15 protein-coding genes are annotated in these 15945 nt (G+C 73.0%); 12 read left to right on the plus strand and 3 right to left on the minus strand.

The window, feature by feature from the left end; all coding sequences use genetic code 11:
- Positions 1 to 102 precede the first annotated feature (102 nt).
- The 7 genes from ACIQCJ_RS28410 (at position 103) to ACIQCJ_RS28440 (ending at position 9034) form a co-directional block, all read left to right on the plus strand.
- A complete protein-coding gene (locus ACIQCJ_RS28410; RefSeq protein ID WP_402712952.1) occupies positions 103 to 2721 on the plus strand; it encodes a tetratricopeptide repeat protein in 2619 nt (872 codons plus the stop codon).
- Positions 2722 to 2872: 151 nt separating this feature from the next.
- Complete coding sequence (gene ald / locus ACIQCJ_RS28415; protein ID WP_355333609.1) at positions 2873 to 3988, plus strand: alanine dehydrogenase; 1116 nt, start codon at positions 2873 to 2875, stop codon at positions 3986 to 3988.
- A gap of 377 nt (positions 3989 to 4365) precedes the next feature.
- On the plus strand, positions 4366 to 5328 hold the full coding sequence (locus tag ACIQCJ_RS28420; RefSeq protein ID WP_355333513.1) for a ParA family protein: 963 nt from the start codon (positions 4366 to 4368) through the stop codon (positions 5326 to 5328).
- Positions 5313 to 6029 (plus strand): hypothetical protein, encoded by a 717-nt coding sequence (locus ACIQCJ_RS28425; RefSeq protein ID WP_402712953.1) that lies wholly within the window; start codon positions 5313 to 5315, stop codon positions 6027 to 6029. The genes ACIQCJ_RS28420 and ACIQCJ_RS28425 overlap by 16 nt, the downstream gene beginning before the upstream one ends.
- An 85-nt stretch (positions 6030 to 6114) precedes the next feature.
- On the plus strand, positions 6115 to 7212 hold the full coding sequence (locus ACIQCJ_RS28430) for a segregation and condensation protein A (RefSeq protein ID WP_402712954.1): 1098 nt from the start codon (positions 6115 to 6117) through the stop codon (positions 7210 to 7212).
- Positions 7209 to 7901 (plus strand): SMC-Scp complex subunit ScpB, encoded by a 693-nt coding sequence (gene scpB / locus ACIQCJ_RS28435; RefSeq protein WP_402712955.1) that lies wholly within the window; start codon positions 7209 to 7211, stop codon positions 7899 to 7901. The genes ACIQCJ_RS28430 and scpB overlap by 4 nt, the downstream gene beginning before the upstream one ends.
- Entirely contained in the window at positions 7901 to 9034 is a 1134-nt protein-coding gene (locus ACIQCJ_RS28440) for a pseudouridine synthase (protein WP_188285806.1), read from the plus strand. The genes scpB and ACIQCJ_RS28440 overlap by 1 nt, the downstream gene beginning before the upstream one ends.
- Before the next feature lie 100 nt (positions 9035 to 9134).
- Here the strand turns inward: ACIQCJ_RS28440 and ACIQCJ_RS28445 are convergent, their stop codons facing one another.
- Both ACIQCJ_RS28445 and ACIQCJ_RS28450 read right to left on the minus strand, forming a co-directional pair.
- On the minus strand, positions 9135 to 9848 hold the full coding sequence (locus ACIQCJ_RS28445; protein ID WP_402712956.1) for a DNA polymerase beta superfamily protein: 714 nt from the start codon (positions 9846 to 9848) through the stop codon (positions 9135 to 9137).
- 135 nt (positions 9849 to 9983) lie between these two features.
- Positions 9984 to 10346, minus strand: coding sequence for a DUF952 domain-containing protein (locus tag ACIQCJ_RS28450; RefSeq protein ID WP_391048597.1), 363 nt, complete (start codon positions 10344 to 10346; stop codon positions 9984 to 9986).
- Between the two features lie 136 nt (positions 10347 to 10482).
- Between ACIQCJ_RS28450 and ACIQCJ_RS28455 the strand changes: the two genes are divergently transcribed.
- The 5 genes from ACIQCJ_RS28455 (at position 10483) to der (ending at position 15531) form a co-directional block, all read left to right on the plus strand.
- Entirely contained in the window at positions 10483 to 10959 is a 477-nt protein-coding gene (locus tag ACIQCJ_RS28455) for a YidB family protein (protein WP_391048595.1), read from the plus strand.
- Between the two features lie 278 nt (positions 10960 to 11237).
- The gene (locus ACIQCJ_RS28460) at positions 11238 to 12323 is read left to right on the plus strand and encodes a prephenate dehydrogenase (RefSeq protein WP_355333494.1); all 1086 of its coding nucleotides are present in this window, start codon (positions 11238 to 11240) and stop codon (positions 12321 to 12323) included.
- A 320-nt stretch (positions 12324 to 12643) separates the two neighbouring features.
- Positions 12644 to 13321 carry a (d)CMP kinase gene (gene cmk / locus ACIQCJ_RS28465; RefSeq protein WP_355333492.1) on the plus strand — a complete coding sequence of 226 codons (678 nt, stop codon included), beginning with the start codon at positions 12644 to 12646 and terminating at the stop codon, positions 13319 to 13321.
- On the plus strand, positions 13279 to 13974 hold the full coding sequence (locus tag ACIQCJ_RS28470; RefSeq protein WP_402712957.1) for a lysophospholipid acyltransferase family protein: 696 nt from the start codon (positions 13279 to 13281) through the stop codon (positions 13972 to 13974). Before cmk ends, ACIQCJ_RS28470 begins: the two co-directional genes overlap by 43 nt.
- Positions 13975 to 14064: 90 nt before the next feature.
- On the plus strand, positions 14065 to 15531 hold the full coding sequence (gene der, locus ACIQCJ_RS28475) for a ribosome biogenesis GTPase Der (protein ID WP_401725229.1): 1467 nt from the start codon (positions 14065 to 14067) through the stop codon (positions 15529 to 15531).
- A gap of 39 nt (positions 15532 to 15570) precedes the next feature.
- On the opposite strand, the gene ACIQCJ_RS28480 is transcribed toward der, so the two are convergent.
- Complete coding sequence (locus ACIQCJ_RS28480) at positions 15571 to 15819, minus strand: hypothetical protein (protein ID WP_355333486.1); 249 nt, start codon at positions 15817 to 15819, stop codon at positions 15571 to 15573.
- Positions 15820 to 15945: the final 126 nt, after the last annotated feature.

A 15945-nucleotide genomic window follows, 5' to 3' on the forward strand; every position in this document is an offset into this window, starting at 1 on the left:
CCCGGACCGGCCCGACCGCGTGAACTAGGCTCGTCGCCGTAGCCGCGTACCCGCGCATCCGCGCCCCGCGCGGACGACCCCACTGAGCCGGGAGCGTAGGCCGTGACGGATCAGGCGCTGAACCCCAACGGGACCCCTGCGGGAGCGGACGCCCCGGCGGCACCTGAACCGGACACGGCCGCCGCACCCGCCAAGGCGCGCGCCCGCCGCCGACGGTCGGCTTCCGCCGGCTCCCCGACGCGCAAGGGCCCGGCCCCCGAGGCCCCTTCTGCCGCCGTCGAGTCCGGGCCGGAGCAGTCGCCCGCGAAGGACGCCGAGCCGTCGTCCGCGACCGGCCCCAAAGCCGAACGCACCGCCGCCGGACCGGACGCCGAGCCGGAACCCGAGTCCGAGTCCGAGTCGGCACCGGACACTCCGGCCGTTCGTCCGGCGAAGGCCGAGCGCACCGCCGCCGTCGCGCCGGGAACCGAGAACGGGTCCGGGGCGGACACCGGGGCCGACGTCGAGGCGGACCCCCAGCCTGATCCCACGCCTCATCGCAAGACCGACCCCAAGGCCGACCCCAACGCCGACCCCAAGGCCGACCCCAGGGCCGGGACCGCGCCCGCCGCGCCTTCGGATGTCGGCGCGGGCGCTGCCCGCCCGGTGAGCCGGACCGGCGAGGTCACGGTGCGGGTCGGCGCCGCCGTATGGGCGGGAGCCCGGGGCGACGGTCAATTCGTGGGCCGGGAAAGGGAGTTGGCGGAGCTGCGCGGGGAGATCGGACGGCCGGGCCTCGGAAAGCAGGGGAAGGGGCGGGCGCGCGTGCTGCTCGTCGCCGGACGCCCCGGCGTCGGTCGGACCGCGCTCGCGCTGCGCCTGGCCGAAGACCTGGCCGACGACTACCCGGACGGCCAGGTCTTCTTGCGTATGACCTCCCCGGAGGGGGAGCCCGTACCCGCCGAGCAGGCCGTCCGCGCCCTCCGCCGAGCCCTCGCCCGTACTCCGGGAGCCGGCGGATCGGCCGCCCCCGTAACACCCGCCGCTCCCGCCCCGGCCGCCCCGTCCGGCGGCCCCGCCGCCACCTCGCGCAAGACGCTCCTCGTCCTGGACGACGTCCTGCGCGCCGATCAGCTCGACGGGCTGATCCCCGACGCGCCCGGCAGCCTTGTCGTCGTCACCTCGGACGGCCCGCTGCCCGGAGTGCCGGACGTGCGGCCGTGCACGCTGGGCGGGCTCGACACGCCCGCCGCCGTGGAACTGCTCGCGCACAGCATCGGCTCCACCCGGGTGACCTGCGACCCGCGCGCCGCCGAGGCCCTGGTGCAGGAGATCGGCGGGCACCCCACCGCGCTGCGGCTGGTCGCCGCCTGGCTCGCGGCCCGGCCGACGCTCTCCGTGGCGGACGCCGCGACCCGGCTGCGTACCGTCTCGGCCGACGCGCCCGCCGCGCCCTCGGCCGAAGCGGACGGGACGGCGCCCTCGCGCGCCACCGCGCAGGGCGAACTCGTCCGGTCCTTCCGGCTGGTCTACGAGGACGTGCCGCAGACCGCCGCGCGGATGCTGCGACTCCTGTCGCTGGCACCTGCGGGCATGGTCGACGCGCAGGTCGCCTCGGCGCTCGCGGGCTGTTCCGTGGCCGCCGCGCAGAGCACGCTCGACGACTTCGTCGGCGGCGCACTGCTGGCGCCCGGTCCGGTGACGGGCGACGAGCTGCCGCCGCAGTACCGCCTGCCCGGCTGCTTCGAGCCGCTGCTGCGCGGGCTGCTCGAATCCCGCGACCGCCCGGAGGAGGTCCGGCTGGCCCGGGCCAGGATGCTGGAGCGGACCGTACGGCTGCTGCTGTCGTGCGGCTCGGCGCTCGTGCGGATGCGGCTGCCGGACGACGGCCCGCGCAGCCTCAGCTTCGACTCGCCCGCGACGGCCGCCGAGTGGCTGCGGTCCCGCCTGCCCGCGCTGCTGGCCTCCGCGCGGGTCGCCGTCGCGGACGGCGATCTGGACACCCTGGCCAGACGGCTGATCGCCGCCCAGGTGCAGGCGCTCGCCGCCTTCCCCGGCGGGAACGCGATGGCGGCCGAGCAGTACGAACTGCACGGCCTGGTCCTGGACGTCGCCGAGCGGCGCGGCCTGGACCGGGAGAAGGCGGCGGCGCTGATCAATCTCGGCGACCTGGACGCGGCGGCGGGCCGTTCCGACCGGGCGCTCGACCGGTACCGCGCCGCACTGGGCGCGGCCCGCAAGTGCGACGACGCGGAGGCCGAGGGCCGGGTGCTGGAAGCCCTCGGCGGTACGTACCAGGAGCGGCACGACCCGCAGCGGGCCGCCGACTGGTACGGCAGGGCGCTCGCGCTGCGCCAGGAACGCGGCGAGACCTTCCACGAGGCCCGGCTGCACGGCCGGATCGGCGCGCTGTTCACCTACGACGGCCGGTACGGGCCCGCGCTGCGCGAATGGCGCGCCGCCGCCGGGGCGTACCGGCGGCTGGCCGACCTGGGCGCGCAGGCCCGCGCGCTGACCGAGGCCGCGCGGGTGCAGGAGTACGCGGGCTACCCGGAGGACGCGCTGCGGACCTGCCGCGACGCGCTGTACTGGGCGCGCAAGGCGGGGGAGCGGCGGCTGGAGGGCGCGATCCTGCTGCGGCTCGCCGACACGCTCGACCGGCTCGGCGATCCCAGCGGCGCCACGGTCCAGCGCGCCGCCGCGAACCGCCTGCTCAGCGAGGGCGAGTCGGCGCCGAACTGACGATCCCCGCGCTGTATACCTACGAAACTGCCAATGGTCTCGGCCAAAGTGGTCACTTTGTAAGGCTGGACAGAGAGTCTTCCTTCACTAGACTGGCTTTCTGCCGCCCCAAAGCGGTCATTCTTCCCTGAGCGCAAGGACCGTGATCGACGTGAAGGTGGGCATCCCCCGCGAGGTCAAGAACAACGAGTTCCGCGTGGCCATCACCCCGGCAGGCGTGCACGAACTCGTCCGCAATGGACACCAGGTCTTCGTGGAGCAGGGCGCCGGCGACGGCTCGTCCATCCCCGACGAGGAGTACGTCTCGGCCGGTGCGGGCATCCTCGCCACCGCCGACGAGGTGTGGGCCACGGCCGATCTGCTGCTCAAGGTGAAGGAGCCGATCGCCGAGGAGTACCACCGGCTCCGCAAGGACCAGACGCTCTTCACCTATCTGCACCTCGCCGCCTCCCGCGCGTGCACGGACGCGCTGCTGGAGTCGGGCACCACCGCCATCGCGTACGAGACGGTGGAGACCGCGAACCGCCAGCTCCCGCTGCTCGCCCCGATGTCCGAGGTGGCCGGCCGGCTCGCCCCGCAGGTCGGCGCCTACCACCTGATGCGCTCGGCCGGCGGTCGCGGCGTCCTGCCCGGCGGCGTCCCCGGTGTCCAGTCCGGCAAGGCCGTCGTCATCGGCGCCGGTGTCTCCGGCTGGCACGCCACCACCATCGCGCTCGGACTCGGCTTCCACGTCACGCTGCTGGACAAGGACGTCAACAAACTGCGCGAGGCCGACAAGGTGTTCGGCAACCGCGTGCAGACCATCGCCTCCAACGCCTACGCGCTGGAGAAGGCCGTGCTCGACGCCGACCTCGTGATCGGCGCGGTGCTCATTCCGGGCGCGAAGGCGCCGAAGCTGGTCACCAACGAGCTGGTCTCGCGCATGAAGCCGGGATCTGTCCTTGTCGACATCGCGATCGACCAGGGCGGCTGCTTCGAGGACTCCCGCCCCACCACGCACGCCGAACCGACGTTCCCCGTACACCAGTCGGTGTTCTACTGCGTCGCGAACATGCCCGGCGCGGTTCCCAACACCTCGACGTACGCGCTGACCAACGCGACGCTGCCGTACATCGTCGAACTGGCCAACCGCGGCTGGCGCGAGGCGCTGCGACGTGACGCGGCTCTCGCTCTCGGTCTCAACACGCATGAGGGACAAGTTGTTTACGGTCCGGTGGCCGAGGCGCACGGCCTCGACTCCACCGACCTGCACGCGCTGCTGGGCTGAGCGGCGGCCACTGTGACCAGGCGCGTCAACATCGCGCCAACACCGCACCACCGGCCGGGTCTTGTGTGGCGAGGCCCGGCCGTTCATGTGCTTACGCCCTTGACAGCGGGGTGTTCGGTTGCCGACACATCGTGCCGTGTCCGGCGGATTGTGTTGCTGTGGACCACCGACACGCCATAGAGTCGCGAATCGTCGGCTGTAGTCACGCTGACCTGTCTAGAAGTTTCCTGGTCACCAAGGAGGTAAGACGACTTGTGAATGAGTCGACATTTGCTCCCGGGGGTGGTCAACCAGGAATGACCGTCGGTTCCGTCGCGGTCCGCACCTTCGAGTCCCGCCGGCCCGAGACGAACACAGAGACGCAACCTGCTTACGCCATGGCGCCTTTCAACGACAACGACCTGCAGGACGGTCAGTTCTACGACCCGGATGCCGAGTACGAACCGGATCCGGAGTACGCGGCCACCCTCGCCCCGGACGCGGCCCGGCAGCGCCGCGAACGCGTCGGCCCCACCGGCCGGCCCCTGCCGTACTTCCCGATCCCCAATCCGCTCACCAACCACGGCCCCGCGAAGATCGTCGCGATGTGCAACCAGAAGGGCGGGGTCGGCAAGACCACCTCGACCATCAACCTGGGCGCGGCGCTGGCCGAATACGGCCGCCGGGTGCTTCTTGTCGACTTCGACCCGCAGGGCGCGCTCTCGGTCGGCCTCGGGGTCAACCCGATGGAACTCGACATCACGGTCTACAACCTGCTGATGGAACGCGGACTGGCGGCCGACGAGTGCCTGCTGAAGACCGCGGTGCCCGGCATGGACCTGCTCCCCAGCAATATCGACCTGTCGGCAGCGGAAGTGCAGCTCGTCAGCGAGGTCGCCCGCGAGTCGTCGCTCCAGCGCGCCCTCAAGCCGCTGATGGCCGACTACGACTACATCGTCATCGACTGCCAGCCCTCGCTCGGCCTGCTGACGGTCAACGCGCTCACCGCGGCGCACTCGGTGATCGTTCCGCTGGAGTGCGAGTTCTTCGCACTGCGCGGGGTCGCGCTGCTCACCGAGACCATCGAGAAGGTCCGCGAGCGGCTCAACCCCGAGCTGGAGCTCGACGGCATCCTCGCCACCATGTACGACTCGCGCACCGTGCACAGCCGCGAGGTGCTGGCCCGGGTCGTCGAGGCGTTCGACGAGCACGTCTTCCACACCGTCATCGGCCGCACCGTGCGGTTCCCCGAGACGACCGTGGCGGGCGAGCCGATCACCACCTACGCGTCCAACTCCGTCGGCGCGGCCGCCTATCGCCAGCTCGCCAGGGAGGTGCTCGCCCGGTGCCACGCCGAGTGAGTCTGCCGGGCGCCGACGAGCTGTTCCGGACGACCGGAGGAGCGGCGCTCCAGGCCCCGCAGCCACGGCAGCACCCCGGCGGCCCCGGCCCCGGCGGCTCCGGTGGTTCCGGGAGCTCCGGCGGCTCCGGTGGTCCGGGCGAAGGACAGAACGGTACGCAGGCGGACGGCCGGCTGCGGTCCGTACCGGTGGCCGACCCGGCCGCCGGGAACGACGCGGCCGATCCCGCGGACGGCGACGAAGGGACACGACCCTCCGGCACTGCGGGACAGGGCGAGGACAGCGCGGAACACGGCGGCCGGGACATCCCGACCTCACGCCGCCCGCTGACCGCCGAACGGGCCGGTATGCCGTCGCCCGCCGCCTCCGCCGGCACCATGACCGCGCCCGCGCCGCAGCCGCAGGCCGCACCGGTCCAGCCCCCGATCACCGCCCAGCCGCAGCCCCAGCAGGCGCGGCGCAAGGCCGCCCGGCAGAACCGCCGTCCCAGCGGGCGCGAGCGGCACGACGAGAAGATCACCGTCTATGTCTCCGCCGAGGAGCTGATGGATCTGGAACACGCCCGGCTGGTGCTGCGCGGTGAGCACGGGCTCGCCATCGACCGCGGCCGGATCGTCCGCGAGGCCGTCGCCGTGGTGCTGGCCGATCTGGAGTCGCGCGGCGACGCGAGCATCCTCGTACGCCGTCTGCGGGGCCGCTGACGCCCCGACGGCGCGCGGTCGGGGAACGGGGCATGGCCTGCTGCGGCGAGTAGCCTGCACAGACCACTTCGTACCCTGGACCCCGATGCCGACCTCACCCGCCACTCCCCGCCGCAGCCTCGGGCTCGGCGCCGCCGCCGAGGCGGAACCGACGCCTGCCGTGACAGCGGAGCCGCCTGTCGCGGTGGCGGAACAGGCCGTGGAAGAGGCGGTGGAAGAGACCGGGCCCGCGGCGGCGGTCGAAGCCGTGGAGGCCGTTGAGGCCGAGCCGGCTCCGGCTCCGGCCGGAGGGGACCGTTTCACCGTACGGCTGGCGAATTTCGAGGGGCCGTTCGACCTGCTGCTCGGGCTGATCTCCAAGCACAAGATGGACGTCACGGAGGTGGCGCTGTCGAAGGTCACCAACGAGTTCATGACGTACATCCACGCCATGGGCCCGGACTGGGACCTCGACCAGACCACCGAGTTCCTGGTGGTCGCGGCCACCCTGCTGGACCTGAAGGCGGCCCGGCTGCTGCCGTCCGCCGAGGTCGAGGACGAGGCGGACCTCGCGCTGCTGGAAGCACGGGACCTGCTTTTCGCCCGGCTGCTCCAGTACCGGGCGTACAAGCGGATCGCGGCGATCTTCGCCGAGCGGCTGGACAACGAGGCGCTGCGCTACCCCCGTACCGTCGGCCTCGAACCGCAGCACGCGGAGTTGCTGCCCGAGGTCGTCCTCAGCATCGGCCCCGAGCGCTTCGCGCGGCTCGCGGTGAAGGCGATGCTGCCCAAGCCCAAGCCGCAGGTGTACGTCGACCACATCCACGCGCCACTGGTGAGCGTCCGGGAACAGGGCGAGCGGGTGATCGCGCTGCTGCGGGAGCTCGGCGTGGCCAGTTTCGGGCAGTTGACCGAGGACGCGCCGGACACGCTGACGGTCGTGGCGCGCTTCCTCGCGCTCCTTGAGCTGTACCGGGAGAAGGCGGTCGCGCTGGACCAGGAGGAGGCCCTGGGGCTGCTCCAGGTCCGCTGGACGGGCGGGGAACAGGACACGGCGGCGCCGCTGGTGACCGACGAGTTCGACCAGGAGGCGGCGGCTCCGGCGCGCAGGCCGGAACCGCGGCGGGAGCCGGAACCGGTGCCGGCGGCGGAGTCAGTGCCGGTGCGTGAGCCGCAGCACGAGCAGGGAGAGGCCGAGGAATGACGGACGTGTCGGATATCACCGAGGTCCTTGCCGCGGCCGGCGCGGCAGGCGATACGGCGGCGCCCGCGGGCCTGCTCGCCGCCGCGACCGCCGAGCTGGAGCTGAAGCCCGCCCTGGAGGCGGTGCTGATGGTCGTCGACGAACCGGCCACCGAGGAGCACCTGGCCAAGGTCCTGGAACGGCCGCGGCGGGCCGTCGGCAGGGCGCTGCGCGAGCTGTCCGACGACTACACCCGCGAGGGACGCGGCTTCGACCTGCGGCTGGTCGCCGGTGGCTGGCGCTTCTACACCCGGCCCGCCTTCGCGCCCGCCGTGGAGAAGTTCGTCCTCGACGGGCAGCACGCCCGGCTCACGCAGGCCGCGCTGGAGACGCTGGCGGTGGTCGCGTACCGGCAGCCGGTCAGCCGTTCGCGCGTCTCGGCGGTCCGCGGAGTCAACTGCGACGGCGTCATGCGCACCCTCCTCCAGCGGGGGCTGGTCGAGGAAGGTGGGACGGAACCCGAGACAGGTGCGATCCTGTACAGGACGACGAACTACTTCCTGGAACGTATGGGCCTGCGCAGCCTCGACGAGCTGCCCGAGCTAGCACCGTTCCTGCCGGAGGCGGAAGCGATCGAGGCGGAGTCCCAGGAGGGGCTTCCGTCGTTCGATCCGGACGCGCCGGACGACACCTCGACAACGGACACTTGATGCGAAGCAGCGACAGGAACAGCGGCGGCAACCGGAACCCGCGGGGCGGCGGAGGCGACAGGCCCCGTGACGCCGACCGGCGTGGCGGTGCCGACCGGCGCGGCGACGGCCGCTCGGGCGACGGGCGCTCGGGGGACGCGCGCCGCGGTGAGGGCCAGAGCCAGCGGCCCAAGGGCACGCCGCGTCCCGAGGAGCGCCGCTACGACGTGGGCAGCACCGGCCAGTCCGGTGCGAACAAGCCCGGCGGCATGCCGCGTACCAAGCCCGGCAGCAACAAGCCGACCGGCAACCGCGGCCGCAAGCCGGTGCCGGCCCGGCCGCGCGAGCTGGACGCGCAGATCGAGGAGCGCAACCGGGAGCGGCACAGCAAGCCGCAGATCAAGACGCCCAAGACCTTCCCCGGCGCCGAGCAGGAGGGCGAGCGCCTGCAAAAGGTGCTCGCGCGGGCCGGAATGGGTTCGCGCCGCGCGTGCGAGGAGCTGATCGAACAGCACCGCGTCGAGGTCAACGGGCGGATCGTCACCGAGCAGGGCCTGCGGGTCGACGTGGACCACGACGAGGTGAAGGTCGACGGGCTGACCGTCGCCACCCAGTCGTATCTCTTCTTCGCGCTCAACAAGCCGGCCGGTGTCGTCTCCACCATGGAGGACCCCGACGGCCGCCAGTGCCTCGGCGACTACGTCACCAACCGCGAGACCCGGCTCTTCCACGTCGGTCGGCTCGACACCGAGACCGAGGGCCTGATCCTGCTCACCAACCACGGCGAGCTGGCCCACCGGCTGACCCACCCGCGCTACGGCGTGCAGAAGACCTATCTCGCCGCGATCCAGGGGCCGCTCCCGCGCGACCTCGGCAAGCAGCTCAAGAGCGGTATCGAGCTGGAGGACGGCTGGGCCCGCGCGGACCACTTCCGCGTGGTCCAGAACACCGGCAAGAACTACCTCGTCGAGGTCACCCTCCACGAGGGCCGCAAGCACATCGTCCGCCGCATGCTCTCCGAAGCGGGCTTCCCCGTCGACAAACTGGTCCGCACCAGCTTCGGCCCCATCCCCCTCGGCGACCAGAAGTCCGGCTGGCTCCGCCGCCTGACCAACACCGAGGTCGGCATGCTGATGCACGAGGTCGAGCTCTAACCCCACCGCCCCGCCCCCCGGCCCCGCCGGACCGCCGGGCCTGGAGGTGCGGACCCGCGCGGCGTCCGTCCAGATGGACGGGCGCCTTCGCGCGGGTGAGCTACGCGGGCTTGGGGGGGAGTGGGAATGTGGCTGAGGTGCGGCGGACGCGGGTGAGGAAGGCTTCTATGCGGGGGCGGTCGGGGTCGGTGGGGAGGGGGGAGCGGGCGGCGGCGGTGTCGGTCTCTTCGTGGAGCGTGCGCATCCAAGCGCGGACCTCGTCCCAGCTCAGTTCGCCGCGCTTGACGGACAGCAGGCGCTCGCGCTGGTCGCCGACGTCGATGGTGAGGCGGCCGGTGCGCAGCAGGTCGCGGCAGGACATCAGGAGCCGCAGCAGGTGCATGGCGTGCTTCCAGCGCGGCTGGCCGTGGGTGCGGATGTCCGCTTCGAGGCGGCCGAGCTGCTGGGCGGCGTAGCCGCGGAAGGTGGCGTCGGCGCGGCGGGAGAGGAACGCGTCGCGCAGGTCGAGGAGTTCGAGCCCGGTCGGGTCGGCGTACTCCACCAGCGGTGAGTGCAGGCATTCGAGCAGATTGGGGTTGGCGCGCAGCGCGAGCGAGCAGAATCGCTCCAGCTCCCAGGAGAACTGTTCGTGCCGCGGTCCTGTGACATGCGTCGGCGGCTTGTCGAAACGCCAGAACAATTCGGTGGGCGCCACGTACACACCCCGCCGGTCGGTGTCACTGCCGTCGGTGGCCAGACCGAAGGCGCGCGAGCCCATGACGCAGGCATAGACCGTGTGGTCCCGGACAAGGTCGTGCCCCAGCGGATCGCGCATGAGGGCGATTATCGCCATGAAGTCCGACCAAGCGCCGGAGTTTCCACTGCTTCGTGCGGTGATCACGTTGCGGACGGTGAGGGCGGGGCCCACGGTACCGCTGCGGCGGGGGAGATCCCGAGGGCCGTAGCGGGACTACGACCAGGCCGTCAGCCCGAGCGGACGGCCGTACGAATCCCGTACGACCTCCAGCATGCCGGTCACCGCGGGCCGGTCGATGGGGCCGTAGACGTGCGGGAAGGCCGTGCCCTCCGGAACGCCGGGCGGCGGCGCCGGATCGGCCGCCTCCCAGCGGACCTCGGCGCGCAACGCGGCCTCCTCGATCAGCAGCACCATCAGCGGCCCCGCCACCTCCCGGTAGAAGGCGTCGGCCACCGCGAGCGTCACGGCCTCGTCGGGCGAGCAGTGCACAAAACCCTCCTCGTCCAGGGAGGCGGGGGCGTACGGGCGCTCGGGCGCGTGCAGCCAGTCGTCCAGCGGCACCAAGTGGAAGAGCATGGGGAAGTTCTACCTGGTCCGGGCGGGTGAGGCGGTGGCAAGTGGCGGCGGAGACGGGTTTGCGGGACATTGTCCGTGTTCGGTGCCGGGCGACGTGACGCGCGCCGACGGCCCGACTCCTGAAAGGGACGAGACCATGGCGGGAAACGACCTCGGAAGCCTTCTCGGCACTCTGCTCAGCGGCGCGAAGGGCGGCTCCTCCTCCGGCGGCGCGGGCGGCCTCCTCGGTTCGCTGCTGGGCCAGCTCGGCGGCAAGGGCGCGGCCGGTGGCACCGGCGCCGCCGCGGCCAACGGCGCCTCGGGCAACCCCCTCGAAGGGCTGCTCGGCATGCTCAACAAGTCCGGCCTCGGCGAGCAGGCCAGGTCGTGGGTGGGCCAGGGCGACAACAAGCCCGTCACCGGCGACCAGATCGCCCAGGCGCTTCCCGACGACGCCCTCCAGAAGGCGGCGCAGGACGCGGGCGTCTCCCCGCGGGAGGCCGCCGACCACCTCGCGGGCAGCCTCCCCGAGGCGGTGGACAAGCTGACGCCCGAGGGCGAGGTCCCGCAGGGGGAGTCCCTCCAGGACGTCATCAGCAGGCAGCTCGGCAAGCTCGGCGGCCTCGGCAAGTAATGTCCCCGCCCCCGTGGCGGTCCGGCTCGCGTACCCGGCCGTCACGGGGGCCTTGCCCGTACGCCTGCGCCGCCTGTACGCCTGCGCCGCCTGTACGCCCGCGGCACCCGTACGTCCTCGCCGCGCGTCTCGCAGTGCGGGCGTCCGTCTCGCGCCCCGCCCCCGGTGACTACCCTGGTCGGCAGGTACGTGAGCAGCCGAGGGAGCAGTGACGTGGCGGTACGAACGGTCCGCGGGAGCGGCCGACCCGAGCGGGACGCCTCCGGGAGCGTCGCCCAGTGAGGACCGCCCTGGTCGTCGGCAGCGGCCTGATGGGCACCTCCGCCGCCCTCGCGCTCACCGCGCGCGGTGTGGACGTCCACCTCACCGACCACGACCCGGGCACCGCGCGCACCGCGGCCTCGCTCGGCGCGGGCACCACGGGGGAGCCCGAGGGCCCGGTCGACCTCGTGATCGTCGCCGTGCCGCCCGCCCACGTCGCGGCCACCCTCGCCGACGCGCTGACCCGCGGCCTCGGCCGCGGCTACCTCGACATCGCCAGCGTCAAGGGCGGCCCGCGCCGCGACCTGGAGGCGCTGGGCTGCGACCTCACCCACTACATCGGCACCCACCCCATGGCGGGCCGCGAGCGCTCCGGGCCGCTGGCCGCGACCGCCGACCTCTTCGAGGGCCGCCCCTGGGTGCTCACCCCGACCCCGGCCACCGACACCGAGGTGCTCAACCTCGCCCTCGAACTGGTCGCGCTGTGCCGCGCCGTCCCCGTCGTCATGGACGCCGACGCCCACGACCGGGCCGTCGCCCTGGTCTCGCACACCCCGCAGCTCGTCTCCAGCATGGTCGCGGCCCGCCTGGAGCACGCCGAGGACACCGCCGTACGCCTGTGCGGCCAGGGCATCCTCGACGTCACGCGGATCGCGGGCTCCGAGCCCGGCATGTGGATGGACATCCTGGCCGCCAACCCCGGACCGGTCGCCGACGTCCTCGCCGACGTCGCCGTCGACCTGACCGAGACGGTCGCGGCGCTGCGCGCCCTCCAGTCCGCCGACGAGGACAAGCGGCGCGGCGGCGCGGCGGGCATCGAGGACATCCTGCGGCGCGGCAACGCGGGCCGCGCCAAGGTCCCCGGCAAGCACGGCACGGCGCCCAAGGCGTACGAGATCGTGGCCGTCCTCATCGGCGACCAGCCGGGCGAGCTGGCCCGCCTCTTCGCCGACGCGGGCGCGGCGGGCGTCAACATCGAGGACGTCCGCATCGAACACTCCACCGGACAGCAGGCCGGTCTGGTGCACCTCATGGTCGAGCCGCGCACCGCGCCCGCCCTGACCGTGGCACTGCGCGAACGCGGCTGGTCGATCCGGCAGTAGACGTACGGCGCGGGCCGGGCGGTGGCACGGTCGGGGCGCGGCCGGGCTCCGGCGGTACGGATCGGACGCGTGCCGGACGGGTCAGCCGCAGGACCGTACACGGGCACAGGGCGCACATGGCTCACCCGGCACACCCGGGCGCGAGCGTGACGGGCACCCGGCCCGGCACCCCGGCCCCGCCCCCGCCCCCGTGCCCGTCCCGGCAGGGAAAACCCGTGGCGTTCCGGCGCGCGGGCGGCCGGTAACCTTGGGGGAATGGCATCCGGCCCCTCGGCCGGCCCGCCCGCCCCCCGCTCCGCGCACGAGGAAGGCCACCCGCTGTGGAAAATCCGGTGATCGTCGCCATCGACGGCCCTTCCGGCACCGGCAAGTCCAGCACGTCCAGGGCGGTCGCGGCGAAGCTGGGGCTGAGCTACCTCGACACCGGGGCGCAGTACCGCGCGATCACCTGGTGGATGCTGAGCAACGGCATCGACGTCAACGACCCGGTGGCCGTCGCCGACTGCGCGGGCAAGCCCGCCATCGTCGCGGGCCACGACCCGGCGGCCCCCGGCATCACCGTGGACGGCGTGGACGCCTCGGGCCCGATCCGCACCCAGGAGGTCACCGCCGCGGTCAGCGCCGTCAGCGCGGTCCCCGAGGTACGGGCCAGGATGGTCGAGTTGCAGCGCGCCGCCGCCACCGCGTCCCCCGGCGGCATCGTGGTCGAGGGCCGGGACATCGGCACGACCGTCTTCCCGGACGCCACCGTCAAGATCTTCCTCACCGCGTCCGCCGAGGCCCGCGCCGCCCGCCGCAGCGGCGAGCTGAACGGCGCGCTGAGCGTCGCGGACACCCGGGCCGCGCTCATCAAGCGGGACGCGGCCGACTCGGGCCGCAAGACCTCCCCGCTGGCCAAGGCCGCCGACGCGGTCGAGGTCGACACCACCGACCTCACCCTCGACCAGGTCATCGAGTGCATCGTCACTCTGGTCGAGGAGAAGCGGGCGCCCAGGTGACCGCAGAGCAGGGCACGGCGCCGGGACCGCGCGGAGCGGCCGTCGGACGCCGGATCGGCATCGTCTTGATGAACGGCCTGTGGCGGCCCCGGGTGCTCGGCGCCTGGCGGGTACCGGCGCACGGCCCGGTCATCCTGGCGGGCAACCACTCGCACAACATCGACGGCCCGATGCTGATCGGCATCTCGCCGCGCCCGCTGCACTTCCTGGTGAAGAAGGAAGCCTTCGTCGGGCCGCTCGACCCGTTCCTGCGCTCCATCGGGCAGCTCAAGGTCGACCGCGAGACCGCCGACCGTACGGCGATAACCGCCGCGCTCGGCGTCCTGGAGCGCGGCGGGATGCTCGGCATCTTCCCCGAGGGCACCCGGGGCGACGGCGACTTCGCCGAGCTGCGCTCGGGTCTGGCGTACTTCGCGGTGCGCTCCGGCGCGCCCGTCGTGCCGGTCGCCGTCCTCGGCAGCACCGCCAAGGGCCGGGCGGTCCCGGCGCTGCCGCCGCTGCGCTCGCGGATCGACGTCGTCTTCGGGGAGCCCTTCGAGGCGGGCGACGGCAGCGGGCGCCGCACCCGCAGCGCGATGCACGCCGCCACGCTGCGCATCCAGGAGCGGCTCACCGCCCACCTGGCGCACGCCAAGCAAGCCACCGGCCGCTGACCGCGCAGACGGAAAACGCGCAGGCCGAACCGCACCGGCTGCACCACACTGGTTACCGCAGCCGCCACAGTTGATCGACGGAGATACCTCATGGACCACGCAGACGAGCAGACCGAGCACGGCGGGACCGGCGCGCTCGGCGACGCCGAATACGCCGAGTTCATGGAGCTTGCCGCCGAGGAGGGCTTCGACCTCGAAGAGGTGGCCGACGACCTGGCCGAGGCCGGGCACGGCCCGCTGCCGGTGCTCGCCGTGGTCGGCCGTCCCAACGTCGGCAAGTCGACACTGGTCAACCGGATCATCGGCCGCCGCGAGGCGGTCGTGGAGGACAAGCCGGGCGTCACCCGCGACCGCGTCACGTACGAGGCGAACTGGAACGGCCGCCGCTTCAAGATCGTGGACACCGGCGGCTGGGAACAGGACGTCCTCGGCATCGACGCCTCCGTGGCGGCGCAGGCCGAGTTCGCCATCGAGGCGTCCGACGCGGTGGTCTTCGTCGTGGACTCCACCGTCGGCGCCACCGACACCGACGCGGCGGTCGTACGGCTGCTGCGCCGCGCGGGCAAGCCGGTCGTGCTGGCCGCCAACAAGGTCGACGGACCGTCCGGCGAGGCCGACGCGGCCGCGCTGTGGAACCTCGGCCTCGGCGAGCCCTACCCGGTCTCCTCGCTGCACGGCCGCGGCACCGGCGATCTGCTCGACGCCATCATCGAGGTGCTGCCCGAGGCGCCCGCGCTGACCTTCGGCGACGTCGTCGGCGGCCCGCGCAGGATCGCGCTCATCGGCCGCCCGAACGTCGGCAAGTCGTCCCTGCTGAACAAGGTGGCCAACGAGGACCGGGTGGTCGTCAACGAGGTCGCGGGCACCACCCGCGACCCGGTGGACGAGCTGATCCAGCTCGGCGGTGTCACCTGGAAGTTCATCGACACCGCGGGCATCCGCCGCCGCGTCCACCTCACCGAGGGTGCGGACTACTACGCGTCGCTGCGTACGGCGGCGGCGCTGGAGAAGGCCGAGGTCGCGGTCATCCTGGTGGACGCCAGTGAGACGCTGGCCGAGCAGGACACCCGGATCATCACCATGGCCGTCGAGGCGGGCCGCGCGGTCGTGATCGCGTACAACAAGTGGGACCTGCTGGACGAGGAGCGGCGCTACTACCTGGAGCGCGAGATCGAGAAGGACCTCGTGCAGGTGCAGTGGGCGCCGCGGGTCAACGTCTCGGCGCGCACCGGGCGGCACATGGAGCGGCTGGTCCCGGCGATCGAGACGGCCATCGCGGGCTGGGAGACCCGGGTGCCGACCGGCCGCCTCAACGCGTTCCTGGGCGAGCTGGTCGCCGCGCACCCGCACCCGATCCGCGGCGGAAAGCAGCCCCGCATCCTGTTCGGGACGCAGGCGGGCATCAAGCCGCCGCGGTTCGTGCTGTTCGCCTCGGGCTTCCTGGAGGCGGGCTACCGGCGCTTCATCGAGCGTCGGCTGCGCGAGGAGTTCGGCTTCGCCGGTACGCCGATCCAGGTGTCGGTGCGGGTCCGCGAGAAGCGCGGGCGCAAGAAGTAGCGGCGCGCACGGGCCCCCGCGAGCCGGGGGCTCCTGGGGTCAGAGCCCGGGCATCCGATTGTCGGGACGGCCCGGCGGCAGCGCCGCCGGGCCGTTGCCGCGGTGCCTGCCGGGGGCGTACGCCGGCTGCTCCGCGTGCCAGGTGGTGAAGCCGTTGAACTGCAACGCCTCCTCGCCGGTCCGGTCGCCGGGCAGCGTGCGGAAGAGCCGCTGGTACTCCGAGTAGAGCGCGTCGTAGATGGGTGTTTCTGTGGCACCGCCCCCGGTCGCGTCCAGCGCGCTGCGCATGGACGGGATGTAGCGCTGGAAAGGGGCCCGGGAGGAGGTGTCAAAGGTGTGCACGTATGTGCCAACGAGCCGGTGTTGTCCGGGATGCGGGCCAGTCGGTTGAATTGCAGATCTTTGACCCGGGCG

Source organism: Streptomyces sp. NPDC093221 (genome assembly GCF_044753885.1).
GTDB lineage: Bacteria > Actinomycetota > Actinomycetes > Streptomycetales > Streptomycetaceae > Actinacidiphila.

Coding starts and splice junctions, on each gene's coding strand:
- ACIQCJ_RS28420 (WP_355333513.1), top strand. CDS start 4,366: ATGGCGCCTTTCAACGACAACGACCTGCAGGACGGTCAGTTCTACGAC.
- ACIQCJ_RS28430 (WP_402712954.1), top strand. CDS start 6,115: ATGCCGACCTCACCCGCCACTCCCCGCCGCAGCCTCGGGCTCGGCGCC.
- scpB (WP_402712955.1), top strand. CDS start 7,209: ATGACGGACGTGTCGGATATCACCGAGGTCCTTGCCGCGGCCGGCGCG.
- ACIQCJ_RS28440 (WP_188285806.1), top strand. CDS start 7,901: ATGCGAAGCAGCGACAGGAACAGCGGCGGCAACCGGAACCCGCGGGGC.
- ACIQCJ_RS28445 (WP_402712956.1), bottom strand. CDS start 9,848: ATGCGCGATCCGCTGGGGCACGACCTTGTCCGGGACCACACGGTCTAT.
- ACIQCJ_RS28450 (WP_391048597.1), bottom strand. CDS start 10,346: ATGCTCTTCCACTTGGTGCCGCTGGACGACTGGCTGCACGCGCCCGAG.
- ACIQCJ_RS28455 (WP_391048595.1), top strand. CDS start 10,483: ATGGCGGGAAACGACCTCGGAAGCCTTCTCGGCACTCTGCTCAGCGGC.
- der (WP_401725229.1), top strand. CDS start 14,065: ATGGACCACGCAGACGAGCAGACCGAGCACGGCGGGACCGGCGCGCTC.
- ACIQCJ_RS28480 (WP_355333486.1), bottom strand. CDS start 15,819: ATGCGCAGCGCGCTGGACGCGACCGGGGGCGGTGCCACAGAAACACCC.